The sequence below is a fragment of the Archangium sp. genome (assembly GCF_057119385.1).
Genome location: NZ_DBNGVP010000236.1, coordinates 90203 through 108385, shown reverse-complemented (window position 1 = coordinate 108385; position 18183 = coordinate 90203). Strand labels below are relative to the sequence as shown.

The following is an 18183-nucleotide window of genomic DNA, read 5'->3' as shown; positions in this document are numbered from 1 at the left end:
TCCTCCTCGTAGAGGGCCGCCAGGCGCAGGTTGATGGCCACCAGCTCGCTCTCGTCGTTGATGCAGCCCACCCAGGCGAGCAGCACGTCGGCGAGCTCCTCGAAGCGCTGGCGCGTCTCGTAGATGTTGGCGAGCGCGGCGAGGATGAGGGACTCGTTGGGGCTCACGCGGCGCGCGTCGAGCAGCGCGGCCAGCGCCTCCTCCTTGCGCCCGAGCCGCTCGTACATCTTGCACAGCTGCAGCCATGCGGGGGCGCCCTGGGGCCCGAGCACCTCGGCCTCGGCGGTGAGCACCTCGAGCAGCTCCTCGGCACGGCCCTCGCGCAGGGCCACGCGCTTGAGGGCGTTGAGCAGGAGCAGGTCCGTGCGGTCCAGGGTGAAGGCCTCGCGGAAGCAGGCGGCGGCCTCGCTGGGACGCTTCAGGCGCTCCTCGAGCACCAGGCCCGCGGCGGTGAGGTAGTGGGCGCGCAGCGAGGGCGTCTCCAGCGCGGCGGCCAGCAGCCGGTACACCTCCACGAGCGAGGCATGATCATTGCGCGCGGCATAGATGGCCTCGAGCTGGGTGAGCAGCGAGGGATCCTGGGGCCGCAGCTCCAGACACTGGTGGAAGGCGTCGGTGGCGTCGGCCTCGCGCGACAGGCGCTCCTCGAGCAGGGTGCCCTTCTCGAAGAGGAGCGTGGCGCGATCACCGGGAGTCTCGGTGGCGTTCAGCTCGGCCTCGAGCAGCTGGACGGCCATCTGCCAGTTGCCCACGTCGGCGAAGAGCCGGCGCGCGGCGCGGAGGTTGGCGAGGAACCGGGGCGCGAGCCGGTAGGCCTGGTTGTAGGCCATGGCGGCGTTGCGCGGGTTCTTGAGGGGATCCTCGTAGAGGCGGCCGATCTCATGGAAGAGCAGGGCGGCCTGGGGCTCGTTGCCGAGCGCCCGCGCCTCGCGCTCCAGGGTGGCGATGCGCTCGCGGGCGTCCTGCTCGGGGCTGGTGGAGGCCGCGGGGAGCGTGGCCAGGTTGGAGGCGAGGGCCTCGGTGGCGACCGGACGGGTCGGGGAGCCTCCCAGGCTGACGGTGCCCACGGGGACACCGGGGGAGGACACACCGGGAGACGTCGAGGAGGGCATCCTCGGCAGATCGTTGCGCTCGCTCATGGGGAAACCGGCTCCGTGAGGGGAATCAAGGCGAAAAGTCGCACGCCTTCCGAGGTCGTACCACGTGCTCGGAAGCCCCTCAAGTTCCCGACTTTCTTGGAATTTTGCCCGGCTCGAAGGCTCGGAGGGCGAGCCAGCGTTCGCTGCATGGCTGGCAACCCGTACCGTGAGGAGGGGTGCCGGAGCGGGGGGGCTTCCTAGCTTCCAGGCGAGGCCCGGGCTGGCCGGTTCCGAAGGGGAGCCGGGCCAGGCACGCGGGTGGTGGCGGGACGCCGGGGGCGCTCGTGGGTACCTATCGCATCATCCGGAGACTGGCGGTGAACCCCGTGGCCGAGGCCTTCCTCGCCCGGAGCCCGGGGCCCGGGACTCTGGAGTCACCGGCCGTCTCGCCCGTCATCCTGGAGCGGCTGTTGCCCGGCTTCGCCCGGGATGCCTCCTTCGTGGAGCTCTTCCTGGGCCCGGCGCGGGCCACCGGGCCCGGGCATGCGAATGTCGTGCGGGTGCTCGACGCGGGCCTGAGCGGGGAGCTGCCCTGCCGGGTGCTGGAGCTCGTGGACGGGGAGCAGCTGGGCGCGGTGCTCGCGGCGCGGGCGCGGGGGATGGTGATAGGCCTGCGCGAGATGTGCTTCATCGTGCTGCAGGTGGCCGAGGGGCTCGACAGCCTCCACCAGGCGCGCGCCCGCCACCGGGGCCTGCATCCCAGCCACGTGTGGATCTCCCGGGGGGGCGAGGTGAAGCTGGTGGACACCGGGGGGGCCTCCCGGAGCAATCCGCCCTACCTCACGCCCGAGCAGGCCCGGGGCCGCCCCGCGGATGCGCGCGGGGATGTCTTCCGGCTCGGGTTGATCCTCTACGAGCTGCTCGCGGGACGGCCGCTCTTCGCGGGCCCGCCGCCCCAGGCCCTCCGTCACATCGGTGCCTTCGACGAGCGCGCCCTGGAGCCGCTGCCCGGGTGCCCGCCCTCGCTCTGGACCGTGCTGCTCCAGGCCCTCGCCGCGGATCCCGAGGCCCGCTTCGGCTCGGCGCGTGCCTTCGCGGACACCCTGCGGGCCTTCCTCGAGGAGCGCCAGCTCGGCGTGGATCATCTGGACATCGCCAGCCTCTTCGGGCGCCTGTTCCCCGCGCACCGCTCGTTTCTCGAGGTGGGGGGAGACGGGCAGGGCGAGGAGCTCTCCCTGGCCGATCGCATGCCGCCGCGATTGGAGGCCCTGCCCCTGTACCCCGTGGGCCCGCCTCCGCCTCCGGATGCGGCGCTCGAGGAGACTTCGGAAGAGCCGCCGGACGAGGCACCGGACGAGATGCGGGAGACGCCCCGGACACAGCGCCCGGTGACGCCGCAGGAGCTGCAGGCACGGCTGCTCGACGAGGCGTTGAAGCTGGTGGGAGGGGGCGCGGAGATGGCGCCCCTGCTGGTCCGGCTCACCCGCCGCTGTGTGACGTGGCTGGGCGGAGGCTGCGGCGAGGAGGCGCTGGCCGTCATGGCGGCCCGGACGCTCGTGCTCGCGGCGCGGTTGGAGGAGCCCCGGCGCTTCGTCCTGCCCTCGCGGGAGCGGGTGCTCCGCCTGGTGGAGGGGTTCCCGGAGCTGGGGGACGTGCTGTCCGCCGTGCTGCTCGCGGGGCACGACTCCTCGCCTCCCGCGGGGCGCGTCGCGAGGGCTCTGTTGTGTGCCGCGGCCTTCGTCGCCCAGGTGCGGAGCGCCAGCCCCGGGGTGGTGGAGTCGGCCCGGGTGCTCGGTCAGCTGCGGCAGGATCCACGGCTGTCCCCGGGGGCCCTGGAGGCGCTCTCCGCCGAGCTGGGGGTGAGCGCCATGCTGCCCTCGGTGTTCGTGGGAGGCGCGGCCGCGCGATGACGTCTACGCGCGGCGGACGAGCTCCAGCACGGCCTCGCGGACGTAGCGATCGAACCAGCCCCAGGGTGACTGGGGGAGCCCGGCGAGCCGTTCCAGCTCCGCGCGAGGCATGCGCAGCAGTTCCAGGCTGGCGCGGGTCAGCTCGAGCCAGGCGCGCAGCATCCGCTTCTCCTCGCGCCGCAGGAGGATGCAGCTGCGGGCGTTGTGGGCGAGCGTCTCCTCGCGGAGCAGCCGCTCGTCCTCCTCGAAGGAGGTGTCGAAGGCGGCGAGCCGGGCCTCGCAGGCGGCGGCCAGGGCGCGCAGGACGCGCTCCTCGTTGGCCACGCCCAGCGGCTTGAGGGAGCCCAGGCCCGTCAACAGCCGGGGGGCGAGTCTGGGCAGCTCGAGGGGCGCCGCGCAGGCCACGCGCAGGAAGGAGAACATCCGCTGGGTGGACGCGTGCTCGTACTGGAGCGGCACCTTGAAGGGCTGGCGCGCGGTGGGGGACGAGAGCCCGAGCAGCTTCTGCTTGCCGGAGGCCAGCGCGGCGCCCTCGGGGAGACCCAGGGAGAGGAAGACCTCGTCCTGCTCGTTGTTCTCGGCCACGAAGCCGAAGTGGAGCAGGAGCAGATCATTGCTCTTGGCGCCGTAGCTGTCGTGGATCTCGAGGCCGGTGGCCACGGCGTTCTGGGCGGTCATCACGAAGAACTGGCCATCGGCCGAGGTGTCCCACAGAACGTCGGGAGGCCGGCGGTGGTTGAGCATGTCCGCCAGCGGGACGAGGGCTCGCCCCTGGAGGCCGCCCACCTTGAGGCCGAAGTTACGGGAGGAGACGGAGAGCCGGGCCCAGACGAACTCCTCGAAGGAGAAGCGCTCGTAGCCGGGGACCTTCTGGCACAGCAGGGCATGGTCCTGCCGGAGCGTGTAGTGCTGGAACTCCAGCAGCGTGAGCAGGAAGGAGCCCTCGAGCAGGGCGCGCTCGGACTCACTGTAGAAGAGGGGGACGTGGGGGAAGGCCTCGGGCAGGGTGTCCACGTAGGGCTTCCAGAAGGAGCCGGGCCGGTGCTTCTCCTGGAGGAGCGCGGAGGCCAGGTAGAGCTCCTCGTTGTCCGGATTGACGTGGGATTGGATGAGGCGCCCGATGTCGGAGCTCTTGGCGGCCTCGAGGGTGAGGAGGTGGCTGCGAGGCACCTGGAGGACGGCCTCTCCCTTGGAGATGTCGGCCCGGGCGAGCACGGAGCGCTCGCCGTTCTCCTGCCGGACGATGTGCAGCTTGGGAAAGCGGGCGCCGCCGTCCTCGAGCCAGCGCAGCAGGGCGGCGAGCTTCTGGTCCGAGTCCTCGGGGGAGGTTCTCAGTTCAGACAGTGCGGGGGCGGCAGATGGAGGGGCGAGGCTCATCGGCACCGAATGTAACACCCGCCCTCTAGCGGGGCAGGCTCAGGCGGATGTTGAAGGTGTAGTCCACCGCGATGGGGTGGCCCTGGGACGTCACCGGCTGGTAGCGCTGGGCGTAGAGGGCATCCAGCACGGCCTGCTCCATGTACGGCAGGGACCTGAGGACGCGGCACTGCTCGACCCTGCCCTCGAGCGTGATGACACACCTGACGATCATCACCCCCTCGACGCGGGCCGCGAGCGCCTCGCGGGTGTACTCGGGCTTCGGACCCGAGAGCTTCCTCGGGCGGGTCATTCCCGTGCTGAATGGCAGCACGCCCGTTCCCGTACCGCCCACCTGACCACCGGGTACACCGCCCACCTGGCCACCGGGCACACCGCCCACCGCGCCCCCCACCATGCCTCCGACCACGCCTCCGACCACGCCGCCCATCGCCTCGTTGCCCGCCTCACCCGCTCCTCCGTGCGCCATCTCCCCGGGGCTCTCTTCCTTCCCGGCGTCCGGCTTGGGCTCTCCCTCGGGGAGCCGTGGCTCCTGGGGGCGGCTCCTGGGCCGGACGATGGCGTCTGGTTTCTTCCCTCCCGGCTGATGGGGGGGCGTCGTCCCGTGCGCCACGGTGGCAGGCGGAGGAGGAGGGGCGGCCATGGGCGGCCCCGAGGTTGGGAGGAGCGACACCCGCAGCACCTCCTGCTGGGGTGGGGGCGGCCGCGTGAGGGACCTGAACACGAGGAGCAACACGCCGGCATGCAGGACGAGCGAGAGCAGGACGCTCAGGACGATGCGAGACCTGGGGCTCTGCCCACGGCCCTGGACAGAATCGAACATGCCTTTCACTCGAGAGGGACCCGTCACAAGATGGAGGCCCGCGCGTCATGTCGTGAGCCTCGTGGCCAGCGCCTGCTCCTCGAGGAGGTGAGCGCCCGGGTCACCGGGTGGAGCCACTGGCTCGCGCTTCCGCGGGGGGGCAGTCGCGCTTCTCGTGCAGGTAGAGCACGTGCTCCTCGCACGTCAGGTCCCGCCCGGCGCTCCAGCTCGAGAGCTGCGTCTCGAGGGGCTCCCACAGCCGGTGCGTCCAGATGCGGATGGTGCCGTTGCCATTGCGGGTGAAGAGCCGCGAGCCATCGGGGCTGAGGATGGCTCCCCGGAGCAGGCTGGCCTCCCCGAAGGGCCTGGCGAGGAGCTGACCGGACGCCGCGTCCCAGAGACAGGGGGTGTCCTCCTGGTGGGTGGTGATGACGCGCATGCCGTCGGCGCTGAACCGGGCCTCCTCCACCGGGCCGGTGGTGTGGCCCGAGAGGGTGACGAGGAGCCTGCCCGAGGCCGCGTCCCACAGGCGTGCCGTTCCGTCCATGCTGGCCGTGGCGACGCGGGCGCCGTCGGGGCTGAAGCTCGCATCCGACACCAGGCTGGTGTGGCCCGAGAGGGTGACGAGGGGCCTGCCCGAGGCCGCGTCCCACAGGCGTGCCGTCCCGTCCGTGCTGGCCGTGGCGACGCGGGCGCCGTCGGGGCTGAAGTTGGCGGACCACACCTCTCCGGTGTGGCCCGAGAAGGTGGCGAGGAGCCTGCCGGTGGCCACGTCCCAGAGGCGAGCCGTCCCATCATCGCTGGTGGTGGCGATACGCGAGCCATTGGGGCTGAAGGTCGCGCCCAGCACGGCGCCGGTATGCCCCGAGAGGGACAGGAGGAGCCTGCCCGAGTCCGTATCCCAGAGGCGGGCCGTTCCATCATCTCCGGTGGTGACGGCGAGCGTCCCCTCGGCATTGAAGTCCGCCGCGGTGCCGGGCAGGGTGGTGGAGACCTTCCCCGAGGCATTCCAGAGGCGCGCCGTGCCATCGAGACTGGAGGTCGCGACGCGCGTGCCATCCGGACTGAAGGTGGCGCCCTGCAACGCGTCGGTGTGCCCCGAGAGGGTGGTGAGCAGCAATCCGGAAGCCACATCCCAGATGCGCGCGGTGCCATCCTCGCTGGCGGTGACGATGCGCGCCCCATCCGGGCGGAAACCCGCCTCCACCACGGGGCCGGTGTGCCCCACGAGGGTGGTGAGGAGCCTGCCGGAGTCCGCGCTCCACACGCGCGCGGTGCCATCCTCGCTGGCGGTGACGATGCGCGTGCCATCCGGGCTGAAGGTGGCGCCCTGCACCGCGCCGGTGTGCCCCACGAGGGTGGCGAGGAGCCTGCCGGAGTCCGCGTTCCACAGGCGCGCGGTGCCATCCGCGCTGGCGGTGACGATGCGCGTGCCCGCCGGGTTGTACCGGGCCTCCCACACCTCCGCGCGGTGTCCCGACAGGGTGGTGAGGAGCCTGCCGGAGGCCACGTCGAGCACGCGCACGGTGCCATCGTTGCTGGCGGTGACGGCGCGTGTGCTGTCGGGGCTGAACAGGGCGAACCCCACCTCCTCGGGACGCCTCGCGAGGATGTGGAGCGGCCTGCCCGAGGCCGCATCCCAGGTGCGCACCGTGCCGTCACGGCTCACGGTGATGAGGCGCTGGCCGTCCGGGCTGAACCGGGCATCCCAGACCGCATCCGTATGCCCCTCGAGGGTGACGAGGGGTCTGCCCGAGGCCACGTCCCAGATGCGTGCCGTGCCATCCTGGCTGGCGGTGACGGCGCGGGAGCCGTCGGGGTCGAACCGGGCGCTTCCCACCGGGCGGGTGTGTCTCCTCAAGGTGACCAGGGGCCTTCCGGAGGCCACGTCCCAGATGCGCACCGTCCCCTCGCTGTTGGACAGGATGATGCGTGTGCCATCGGGGTGGAACCCGGCGCGGCTGACGAGGTTGGTGGTGTCCCGGAGCACCAGCAGGGCCGGCTCGAGCTCCCACGCGGACAGGGCCCTCGCCACCTGCTCCGTCGGAGCGATGCGGTACGCCTGCTGGATGAGGAGCAGGCTGCGCTGCGGCTCCTCCTTGAGCTCCAGCAATGCATTGGCCGTCAGCTCGCGCGAGAGGGACTCATCCCGCTCCTGCCGCGCCTCCCTCCAGAAGGAGAAGATGCCCACCGAGCCCAGGGTGAGCACCAGGGCCAGCACGCGCAATCTCCGCGTCGCCCTGCGGGCCACCTGGGCCCGTGCCGCCTCGGCCCGCCTGCCCGCCTCCGCCACCCGGGCGAGTTGCTGCGAGTGTTCGAGCTCCGCCTGACGCCGGCGCTCCTCCGCGCGCCGCTCCTCGTCGCGGTGCTCCACGCTCGCATCCAGGAACTCCCGCTCGCGCTCGTTCAACGGCTCGGGCCGTCCCGAGAAGCACTCCTCGGCTTCCAGCAGGCGGGAGCCGGTGTACAGGTAGCTGGCGTCCCGCTGGTGCTCCGTCCACTCGTTGGCCGCCTCCGTCAGCCGGCGGTGGATGCTCAGCTCCCGGCGGTTCTCGTCCAGCCACCCGCGCAGGGTGGTCCACGTCTGGATGAGGATCTCGTGCGCCACCTCCACGGTGTTCTCGTGGACGACGATGAGCCGGGCCTCGGGGCCCGAGAGCGCCTGGAGCACATGCTCCACCTCGGTGGCGGGCATCCCGGGGAAGCTCAGCTCGCTGTACAGGATGCGCCGCCGCGTGTCCGGAGTGCCCTCGCCCAGCGTCGTCAGCCGCAGGAAGAGCCTCCGGGCGATCTCCCGTTGCAGGGGGCTCAGCCCCTCGTAGCAGGCCTGCGCGCGCCGCTGGAGCGCTCCCGCCACACCGCCACTCGCCTCGTAGGCGGACAGGGTCAACCAGGCGCCGCTGCGCGCCCGCCACAGCTCATACAGCGCATGCTCGAGCAGGGGCAGCGAGCCGGGCTCCTGGGACACGTCCTTCAGGATGGCGCTCACCAGCCCCTTCTCCAGGAAGGCCCCCACGGCCTGCGCGGGCCGGATGATGGCATCCCGCAGGGCCTCCGGCCCCATGCTCCCCAGCAACACCTCGCGATCCTGCAGCAGGAGCCGCAGCGTGGGGATGCGCAGGCAGCGCTCGAAGAAGTCCGCGCGCAGGGTGATGATGACGCGGAGGGCGCCGCCTCCGTGCTCGACGGCATCCCGCAGGTTCTCGAGGAAGGCCGTCGCGGACTTCGAGAGGCTTCCGTCCGCGGAATAGGTGAAGAGCTCCTCGAGCTGATCCACCACGAGCAGGAAGGTGCCGGGTTGGTCGGCCGTCAGGGTGCACACCGCGGTCCTGAAGGCATCGCGCTCCGAGCCCAGGCGCTCGTGGATCGCATCGGCGGTGGCCAGGCGGGCCTCGGGCGGCCCCAGTGTCGCGATCTGGTCCGCGAGGGCCCGGAGGGGACGGCCTCCCGGAGTCATCGTCCGGAGGCGCAGCGGGGTGTCGTCCCCCAGGCCAGAGGCCTCGAGGCGGGGGAGGACACCGCCGAGCACCAGGGAGGACTTGCCCACCCCCGAGGCCCCCACCACCGCGAGGAAGGGCGAGTGTCTCAGTTTGGCGAGCACCGTCTCTATCTCCTGCTCGCGTCCGAAGAAGAACCGGGCGTGCCGCTTGCCGAAGGGCAGCAGGCCCCGGTAGGGAGCGGGCTCGTCGGGGAGCTGGAAGGTGTCCTGCTTGGGGGCCTGGCCCTTGATGCCCGCCACCAGCCGGGTGAATGCGGCGGCATCCTCCAGCCCCGCCCGGAAGTCCACCCAGGTGCGCTGGGCCAGGAAGCCCGTCACCTCCTCGGCTCTCGCACCGGGAAGGAGCACGGGGATGACGCGGTACTCATCCCGGGTCCTCACCGCGTTGGCCAGCGCGACCCGCACCTCCTCGTTGTGCCAGGGCGCGACGCCCGAGGGCCCGAAGAAGACGGCCACCGACTGGCTCTTCTCCAGCGCGTCTTCCAGAGAGGGTTGCCACCTCGTGCCCGGCACCAGGTTCCAGGTGTCCAGGAAGGGACGCAGCCCGGCCTCGGACCTCAGCCGCTCCGCCAGGAGCTCGACCGCCGCCTTGTCCTGGCTGTTATGGGAAAGGAATACATCGAACATCCTCCATCCTCATCGCGCTCGCTCTTCCCGGGAGGCGCTCGGCCGGTGCCCCTCATGCTTCAAGGTAGGCACACCTTCCCTCAGGAAGGGACTGCGCCCGGCCCATTTGTGACATTCCCGGCGTGTGGCTCTGTCAGGGAATGCACTCCCAGGTTGTTGTACCTCCTCATGTATTCCCGGAAAATCATGGAAGGTGGAACGCGGGTTCCTCATCCCTGCCCCCGGGCGCGAGACCGCTGTCCCCGCCTGGGTGATGGCGTCATGGCACACCGGCTGCTCTCCGTGGTGGCTCGTTGGACCACGGAGAGGAGAAGCGCATGCGGAAGTCCCTCATTCGTTGTGGACTGGTCGTGGCCTGTGTCCTGGCGGGCTGCGGGGGCGAGGAGTGGGTGGAGGACGTGGAGGACGTCGCGGAAGGGGGGATGCCGGACGATCCGGATGATCCGGTGACCGCGATGCACGTCCCCGTGGAGCAGCGCGATGCCTTCGCCATCCCCTTCGACGGGCATGGCCTCTCGCCCACTCCACTGAGTGAGGTGCGCAGAGGGCCGAACGCGGGCAGAAGGCCCATCCGCATCCTCAACATCCCGAGGCCGCGCCGCACGCCTGGCACCCTCGCGACGTTGCCCAAGAGTGAGCTCAACAGACTGGACCTGGACGATTTGCGAGGCCCCGGCTTCCCGGGTCTGGGAAGGGACTTTTCATCTTTCAGTTCCCTCCATGAGCAACCGGCTCCTTCCGGTGATGTCGATTCCGACTACTACGTTCAGGCCGTCAACGACACCATCGCCGTGTTCGACAAACGGCGCGGGGGCATCATCGCGGGGCCTCTGCCCGCCCAGCGGTTGTGGGCTGGAACTCCTTGCGAAGGACCTTCGCTGACCGACGGGACGGTTCGCTATGACTCCCTGAACAAGCGGTGGATCATCACCTACCGTGGCACGGTGCGCGCCGCGGCACGCACGCGCATCGAAACCGTCTCGACGGCGGACCTGGCGCCCGACGTCCAGGCCTCGTGGGCGAACCGGGACAGGCACTACCAATGCGTGGCGGTGTCGCAGACGTCCAACCCCACCGGCTCGTACTTCCGGTATGTCGCCACGTTCGAGGGGTTCAACGCCTTCCCGAAGCTCAGTGTGTGGAGGGATGCCTATTACCTGACGACCACCATGTCCTCGGTTGGCGCCGACGGCGAGATCCACCCGCGCCGCGCGAGGATTTGCGCCATGGAGCAGGCGAAGATGCTGGAGGGCAGGTCCGCCAGGATGTTGTGTTTCAATCTGGACGCCCATGTCAAACACTACCAGGATCTGCTGGCGGCCGATCTGGACATGGGCGCGACGCCCGGGGACTCCGAGGCGCCACCCGTGGGCGCACCGCTCCATGTCTTCTCCCTGCGCCAGACGCGGCCCCGGGTCCCCATGACGTCCAGGACCTATGACTTCTTCAACCGGCTGGGGGTCTGGAAGGTGTTCGTGGACTGGAACGCGCCGGAGCCGCGCCACGCCAGCACGCTCATCGGCCCCCACGAGCTCCGGGTGGAGCGCTTCCAGATGGAATTCGAGGTGAAGCCGTGGGACGCCACGAGGAATCGGGAGTCTTCCAGCGTGAGGCTCAATCCGCTGGAGTACAAGCTGTCGGGCCGCGCGCCCTACCGCAACTTCGGTGACCATCAGGCCGTGCTCCTCACCCATGCCATCAACAGGCCCGGTGACTCCACCCGGGGCAGTGCCCTGCGCTGGTACGAGATCCGGTTGCCCGCGGCTCCCCAGGACTGGCCCGCGAGTCAACCCTATCAATACGGCACCTATGCGCCGGATGATGGCTACCGGTGGTTGGGCAGCATTGCCTTCGACAAGGCAGGCAACATCGCCCTGGCCTACACCGTGACCGGCAGGGATCGTCCTCCCTCCCTCTTCTATACCGGCCGCACGACGAGCTGTGATGCGACGGGACCCAGGGCGACGCGGGGGACGATGGCCCGGGTGGAGAAGGAGCTCAAACTGGGAGGGGATCGCCAGGAATTCCCGAACTGGTCGACCTCCAGCACCCTGAACGTCGACCCGGACGGCTGCACCTTCTGGTACACGGCGCAATACACGAGGGGACGGAGCATCCAGTCGTTCTGGCGTACCCATATCAGATCCTTCCAGCTGCCGGGCTGTGCCAGCAACAGCTCGCAGGCGGTCAGGTGCCCTCCCTATCCCTGAAAGGGAAGACGGAGAGCCGGCGCGGGACTCTTCCAGCGCCGGCTCCCCGGGAGCTGCGTTCCTCACGGCCGGGCGGAGGCCCCGCTGCTCTCTCCGAGCTTCACGAGCGTCGAGCGGACCCGCACGTTCACCCCGGCATCGTCGATGAGGAAGCCGGTGGCACTCGAGGCATCCTCGTCGCTCTCGAACACGATGCGGAGGGTGCGCCCGCGGAAGGCGCTCAGGTCGAAGCTCCGCTGCGTGTAGTCCGGGCCCGCATCGAGGTTGCTATAGCGGGCCAGGGTGGCCACCGTGCGGCCGCGGGGGTCGAGCAGCCGCACCGTCAGGGTGTCCCGCGCGCTGGAGGCCGTCTCGGTGGTGTGGACGCGCAGCCAGAAGGTCAGCTCGGCGCCGCAGGCTCCCTCGGGAATGGAGAGCTCCTGGGAGAGGGTGTCGCGGTGGCGCTTGCCGTAGCCGCCCAGCCAGGCCCGCCAGGCGCCCGTATGGGCCGGCAGGGTGGGGCTGGTGATGTGGCTGATGACGCCGGCCGTGGCCCGCCAGCCCGTGGGGCCATCCTCGAAGCCCGGGTTGGCCAGGAGCTGCGCGGTGGTGCCACACACCTCATTGGCGACGATGACCGTCACCGAGGCCTGGCCCACGTTGCCGGCCGCGTCGTAGGCCTGGAGGAGCAGCTCATGGCGGCCGTCGGGCACTTTCGTGCTGTCCCACTCGAAGCGGTACGGCGCGTACTTGTCGGTGTCCACCGGCCGCCCGTCCACGGAGAGCACCACCCGGATGACGCCCACGTCGTCCTTCACCAGGGCGAGCACCTCCACCTCGCCCCTCACCGTGGCGCCGTTGCCCGGCGAGAGGAGGGTCACCGTGGGCGCCAGCAGATCACACCCCGGCATCCGGAACGAACCGATGCGCGTGCTCCAGTCGAGGTTGAACATGTCCTCCTCTTCCTCTCTTCTGGCTGACTCCGGTACGGCCTCCGGTGCGTTCAGGTACATGTTCGTGTACCAGAAGGTGCAGCCATCCACCGGATCGACGTTCATGGAGCTGTAGTCTCCCCAGTTGTTCAGCACGAAGGAGGCGTGGCCCCGTGCCAGGGTCTTCTCGCCGCCCATCTTCCCCAGGGGATCCGAGGCCCGCCGGACGGTGTAGCGGATGGAGGGGTAGAGCTTGCTGCTGGAGATGGAGTACCCCAGGGCGATGTTGCCCATCCCGTCCGAGGCGATGCTGCCCATCCAGCGGTAGTGCGAATCCGGTGCGTAGGTTCCCTGCTGGTACACGATGGGAGACTCCGGGTGGCGGAGCTCGTACCAGCGCATGCCGCCGCGATCCTCGTCCGCCCAGACGGAGTGGGTGAGGAGCACGGACTGGTGGCCGCCGAAGTTGCGGTAGGGCGCGCGGTTCATCAACACGTCCCCCAGGGAGTCCAACGCGGGCGCCCCGTCGCCTCGCTGGGGCACGCAGCGGGTCGTCTGCTCGCCGCCTTCCTCGCAGAGCAGGGGCGTGAAGGGCACCACCGAGATGGGGTGGGGACCGGTGAAGCTGCTGCGGGCCGGCTCGTCCCAGTCCACGTGGAACTTCCACATCTCCAGGGTGGAGTCCTCGCCCAGCCCGAAGGTGAAGTGGGGGGAGCCCGCGGGCGGCGGCCTCGGTCCATCCAGGTCGGCTGGAAGCAGCCCGAAGGAATCCGTGTCGAAGCATTGCAGCGTGGCGGCCGCATCACCCACCAGCATGCGGGCCCGGTCCAGGGCGCAGACCCGCGCGATGGTGAGGTCTGCCCGTACCTCCATGTTGAACGTCATGTAATAGGCGTCCGGCCAGAGCCCCAGCTTCGGGTAGTCATTGGGGGCCTCGAACCTGAAGGCATACCGGTGGTAGCGGCCGGTGGGATCTCCCGTCTCCGACACCGCCACGCATTCGTGGTAGCGGTTGATATTGGGCTCGAGGATGAACTGGGTGACGACCCAGCGGTCGGCCAGGTGATCGTACCGGATCACGCCATCTCCATCCCGGCTGTCGTCATCACGGAGGGGGTCGGCGCAGGGACCCCCGAAGCCGTACCACAGCATCCGGGTGGGCACGGGCCCGAACACGACGCGCCCGCCTTTGTCGAACACGGAGATGCTGGAGTTGACGATCTGCATGTAGTGCTCGGGTCCCACATCCCCGGCGGGATCCGCTGGAAAGCGCTCCACCGTGAAGGGGCCATCGGGCCCGGCGAAGCCCTGGCCCATGCCCTCCACCTCCAGCAGGAGCTCGGGGATCTTCCAGGCGCCGGGGTGGCGCTGGATGATGGGATCCTCGAAGGGGGGAGGGGGATGCCACGACTGGCGGAAAGGGCGGCGCAGGCGCGGTCTGTTCACGTGCGGCTTCGCGGGCGGCACGGGGAGGTCTCGCAACGGCTCCGAGAGATCCTGGTGGGTGGGCGCGATGACCTGGGGCCCGTATCGAACGGGCGCCGGGTCCTCCCTTTCGGCCGGTGCGAGTGTCTCCTCGCTTCCCGCCAGATCTTCCACCGCACCGCCACAGCCCGCCAGCACGCATGCCGCGAGCATCCACTGAATGACTTGCTGCCTCATCGCTTCCTCCCAAGGTTGGAATGGATGAGGCTTCGTCAGCAGCGCACGTGCCATGGCACGGAGAGGAGTGGCGACGACACACTCCATGCTCCCCGGGGTGGATTCTGGGGAAGCGGGTTTCCCAGTCAGTGCAGGGGGATGCTACGGGTGGGTAGAAGGCGGACGCCGTGCCGGGACGCAGCGAAGCAGGACGGGGTCGCAGGTGACGGCGAAACGGGGGGGAATCCTCTCGGATTGTTGGCAAAGGCTTTCGTCTGGTGTGTCGGGGGCGTCCGCGTCCGCGCAGTCGAGGTCCCCGGGCCACATGGCCCAGGCCTCGTACCGGGCGGTGCAGCCATCCGCCGTGTACTCCAGGTCCGCGATCAATTGCGTCCCCGGCACCTCGGGCCGCGTCACGATCCGGACGTTGCTCCAACGATAGAGGGCATCCGCGGGAAGCCCCTGCTCCGGATCCTCCGGGACATGCTTCTCCGCGACCGAGAGGGAGGGGATGGTGCAGAAGCCCTCCGCATCCGCCTCCGCCGGCAGCACGCCGAGCGAGTAGGGCGGGTGCTCGGGATCCAGCTCATCCGTTGCATCCATGTCATTGAGCGTCTGCGGTTTGAGGGCCAGGAGCCGTTCTCCCGTGGACCGGGTATAGGCCTGGAGTCCGAGGCTCTCGCCCGGGAGCTCGGGGCAGGTACTGGTGCCCACGGGTTTGTAGGTGGCCACCCAGTCGACTCCCTGGACCTGGCAGCCGAGGGAGGGCTGCCGCGTGTCACAGGATGCGGCGAGGGCGGAGGCCGCCGTCAGAAGCAGGAGGCGCTTGCTCGGGAAATGCCGGGTCATGGGAATCTCCTGACAACCGCTGGCCACATCAGAAGGACAGCCGGGCGCTGAACCGGAAGGAACGAGGCAACTGGTAGCTGACGGGCTTGCCGAAGTTCGGGTTGAGCTCTCCTGGCTCGAGCGGATCGCCATTCGTGCGCCTCAGCTCCGGCAGATCCTCCCGCGTCCCGTTCGGGAGGGGGCGGACGTCCTGGAGCGTGTACTGCTCGTCATAGGCGGTGACCGCCTGGAAGTTGAAGAGGTTGAACACATCCACGCCCGCCGAGGCCGTCAGGGTTCTCGTCAACCTGTAGGAAATGGCCAGACGGCTGTCGATCCGGTGGAGCCAGGGCAGGCGTCCGGCGGAGCCGCGGGGGAGGATGAAGACCTGGCCTCCGCCGAACACCTCGTGCGAGCCGAGATGGCTGTAGGGCGTTCCCGAGCCGCCGAAATAGGAGAGGCCGAGCTGGATGCCCAGGTCCGGTCCGAACACGAACTCCCGGGCGGCGAACACCTGGAACTGGTGCGTGCGGTCCGCCGGCAGCGGGCCCTGGCGGTTGATGGACAGCGAGGGAGAATCGAAGTCGGTGTTGTTGTTGGGGTTCAGCTCACCGGTTTCGCTGAGGAACAGGCCCTCGTAGTTGCCGCGCAGGAAGGAGAGCGTGTAGCTCGCCTGGAACAGCCACTGCTCGGCGAAGGTGCGCTGGAGGAGGAGGGTTGCCGCGTCGTACGTCCGCGTGGCCTTCTCGAAGTCCTGCCCCAGGCCATATCCCGGATTGCCGATGAGGAACGTCCCCGCCTCGTCCCGGCTCATGCTCTCCACGACCTTGTCGAGGGAGCGGTGCGTATAGGAGAGGCCGATGCGGAAGGAGGGGAAGAGCTCGTAATCCGCACCGGCGACCCACTCCGTGGTGGATTGAGGCTGGATGTCCGGGTCCACGAGGGGGCTGTTCGCCCCCTCCACCCGCCACAGCCGGCTGGGGTCCAGGGGCGACATGTCCACCTGGTAGGGCAGCCGCGCGAGGTCCGAGGAACACGCCTCCCTGGCCGCTGGCTCCAGGGGACGGCAGACCTCCGCGCTCTTGCGTGAGAGCACCTGGGGCGCGCCCGGGAAGGCGTTGTCGATGAGGTTCAGCGGGAGCGTCTCGAAATAGCGCGCGTAGCTGGCGTACAGCCGGGAGCGGCCGGAGCGGGTGGGGTCGACGATGAGGCCCAGCCGGGGTGACCACTGGTGGGCGAGCACCAGCGCCAGCTCGTTGCTTCCCCGCAGCCACTGGGTGTCATAGCGCACGCCCAGGTTGAAGGTGGCCAGGTCGAGCACGCTCCAACTGTCCTGCACGAAGGCACCCAGGGTGTTGGACCTGGAGAGGGCTCGATAGGAGCGGAGGAGGCGCGCCTGATCGGGGCCGAGCAGGTAGCCGTACTGGGTGTCGTCCTCGAAGTAGGCGCCTTCCTCCGACTCGAACATCAGACTTCCGCCGCTCACCGCCCGGAGGTGGTCGTAGCGCGTCCATTCGGCATCCAGGCCCGCCTTGAGCACATGCTGACCCGCGGCCCGCCCCAGCAAAGTTCCGACGAGCCGTCCCTGGTAGCGGTCCAGCGTCCGCTCCTCCAGGGCGCCCGGGCCGCCGGTGACGTAGCCGAAGACCGGGCAGAGCTGCGCTGCCTCCTCCGGGGTGGTGCCACAGACGGATGGGTCTGGCAGCGGCTCGAAATCCTGGAGGGCGTGCTCGTAGGGGCTGCGCCGTTCCCAGCTGACCTGGGGGAGCTCCGACAGCCCCTGCCTGCTGCCCGCCCGCGAGCCATCCGAGGCACGGATGGCGCTCTCCTGGTGGTGCCAGCCCAGCGTGACGTCCAGGAGCAGGTGCTTGTTGAAGAACGAGGAGGACGTCTTGAGTCCCACGTCCAGACCGTTCCTGAAGCGCTGGGTGCTCAGGGCCTCGGGCGCCCCCTGGATGACGGTGACTTCCGGGGCACCGTTGTCCGCGAGGAAGGAGAAGCGCCCCGGGCCGCCCGAGGAGCCGGGGGTGCCCAACACCGAGAGCGTCACGGTGTGGTTCTGGCTCGCCAGGAACGTCAGCTTCCCGATGTATTGGAGGGCTCGCTGGTCCGCGAAGAAGTTCCGCTGCGTCCCCTCGATGCGCCGCGTCCGCGTGAAGCCCTCCTCGTCTTGCAGCGTCTCCCCGTTCTCGTCGAGCACCCGCACGTTGAGGTTGCGCTCGAGCTGGTACCGGGTGAACGAGGGCGCCACGCCCACGTAGAACCAGAGCTTGTCCCGGAGGAGGGGACCGCCCAGCTCGATGCCAAGGTCTCCCAGGTTCCACAGGGACTCCCGGCCGGAGATCGCGCCCACCTCCTGGCGGATCTCCCTGCCCCCCGTGGCGAACGTCCCCGGCGTGTAGTTGCCGAACACGGAGCCGTGGAACGCGTTGGAGCCGGACTTCGTCACCACGTCGACCACGCCTCCCGTGGCGCGGCCGAACTCGGGCAGGTAGCCACCGGAGAGGACGTTCACCTCCTGGACGAACTCGATGCTCAGCGGTGTGCCGTTGACGCCGGTGCTGGGATCGTTCACCGAGATGCCATCGATGAGGTACTGGTTCTCCGGGGAGGTGGCGCCACTGAGGGAGGTCCCGTAGGGGTCCGCGTTCGCACCGGGCGCCAGCTCCGCCACGGACTCGAAGGAGCGCGCCGCCGCGTTCTTTCCGCCTGGCGCCACGACGACGATGTTGCGCAGCAGCTCCGTGTTGACGTTCAGCCCGGTGGAGGTGGAGCCCACGTCGATGGTGGGCGCGCGCCCCACCACGAGGATCTCCTCGCTCAAGGCCGAGTCGGGGAGCAGCTCCACGTTCACGCGCACCGAGTAGCCCAGCCGGAGGGTGACATCGCCGCGCGAGAAGGGCCGGTACGTGTCCTTGTCGAAGCTCAGCGTGTACCGGCCGGAGGGCAGCTGCGGGAGGCGGTACTGGCCGGAGGCATCGGTGACGGCCACCTGCTCCCCCTGGAGACTGGGAGAGCGGGCCGTCACCACCACGTCCGGGACGGGCTGCCGCGTCGAGGCGTCGAGGATGGTGCCGAACAGCACCGACGTCCCCTGGGCCAGGGCCATGCCTCCCACCAGACAGGTGAGCAGCGCCAGGCTCCTGGAGGCGACGGTCCGGACGGCCTGATGGGAGACGTGCATGGGCTCTTCCCCCCCGGAGAGGTGGATGGAGGAAGAGCCTCAGTAGCGCCATTCGGGGGCGGGCATCCATCACCCCCACGGCAGACCGTGGGGTTGACTCGCCGACCTTCGTGAT

At 69.8% G+C, this 18183-nt stretch carries 9 protein-coding genes; 2 read left to right on the top strand and 7 right to left on the bottom strand.

What is annotated here, in order from left to right; translation table 11 throughout:
• Positions 1-1139, bottom strand: a 1139-nt coding sequence (locus AC16DP_RS51940; protein ID WP_483957133.1) for a tetratricopeptide repeat protein, incomplete at its 3' end; no start/stop codon positions are given.
• A 284-nt stretch (positions 1140-1423) separates the two neighbouring features.
• On the opposite strand from AC16DP_RS51940, the gene AC16DP_RS51935 reads away from it, so the two are divergent.
• Positions 1424-2989 carry a serine/threonine protein kinase gene (locus AC16DP_RS51935; RefSeq protein WP_329732248.1) on the top strand — a complete coding sequence of 522 codons (1566 nt, stop codon included), beginning with the start codon at positions 1424-1426 and terminating at the stop codon, positions 2987-2989.
• Between the two features lie 3 nt (positions 2990-2992).
• On the opposite strand, the gene AC16DP_RS51930 is transcribed toward AC16DP_RS51935, so the two are convergent.
• From AC16DP_RS51930 to AC16DP_RS51920, 3 genes are all read right to left on the bottom strand, one after another.
• Entirely contained in the window at positions 2993-4366 is a 1374-nt protein-coding gene (locus AC16DP_RS51930) for an SET domain-containing protein (RefSeq protein WP_329732249.1), read from the bottom strand.
• Between the two features lie 25 nt (positions 4367-4391).
• Complete coding sequence (locus tag AC16DP_RS51925; RefSeq protein ID WP_329732250.1) at positions 4392-5189, bottom strand: energy transducer TonB; 798 nt, start codon at positions 5187-5189, stop codon at positions 4392-4394.
• A gap of 100 nt (positions 5190-5289) precedes the next feature.
• Positions 5290-9294, bottom strand: a complete 4005-nt coding sequence (locus tag AC16DP_RS51920) for an nSTAND1 domain-containing NTPase (protein WP_483957132.1) — start codon at positions 9292-9294, stop codon at positions 5290-5292.
• A gap of 317 nt (positions 9295-9611) precedes the next feature.
• Here AC16DP_RS51920 and AC16DP_RS51915 point away from each other — a divergent pair, with 317 nt between their 5' ends.
• Positions 9612-11504 carry a hypothetical protein gene (locus AC16DP_RS51915; RefSeq protein WP_329732252.1) on the top strand — a complete coding sequence of 631 codons (1893 nt, stop codon included), beginning with the start codon at positions 9612-9614 and terminating at the stop codon, positions 11502-11504.
• 62 nt (positions 11505-11566) lie between these two features.
• Here AC16DP_RS51915 and AC16DP_RS51910 read toward each other — a convergent pair whose 3' ends face one another.
• From AC16DP_RS51910 to AC16DP_RS51900, 3 genes are all read right to left on the bottom strand, one after another.
• The gene (locus tag AC16DP_RS51910) at positions 11567-14077 is read right to left on the bottom strand and encodes an Ig-like domain-containing protein (protein WP_329732253.1); all 2511 of its coding nucleotides are present in this window, start codon (positions 14075-14077) and stop codon (positions 11567-11569) included.
• 141 nt (positions 14078-14218) lie between these two features.
• Positions 14219-14905 (bottom strand): hypothetical protein, encoded by a 687-nt coding sequence (locus tag AC16DP_RS51905; RefSeq protein ID WP_329732254.1) that lies wholly within the window; start codon positions 14903-14905, stop codon positions 14219-14221.
• Between the two features lie 28 nt (positions 14906-14933).
• The gene (locus AC16DP_RS51900; protein WP_329732255.1) at positions 14934-18068 is read right to left on the bottom strand and encodes a TonB-dependent receptor; all 3135 of its coding nucleotides are present in this window, start codon (positions 18066-18068) and stop codon (positions 14934-14936) included.
• Positions 18069-18183: the final 115 nt, after the last annotated feature.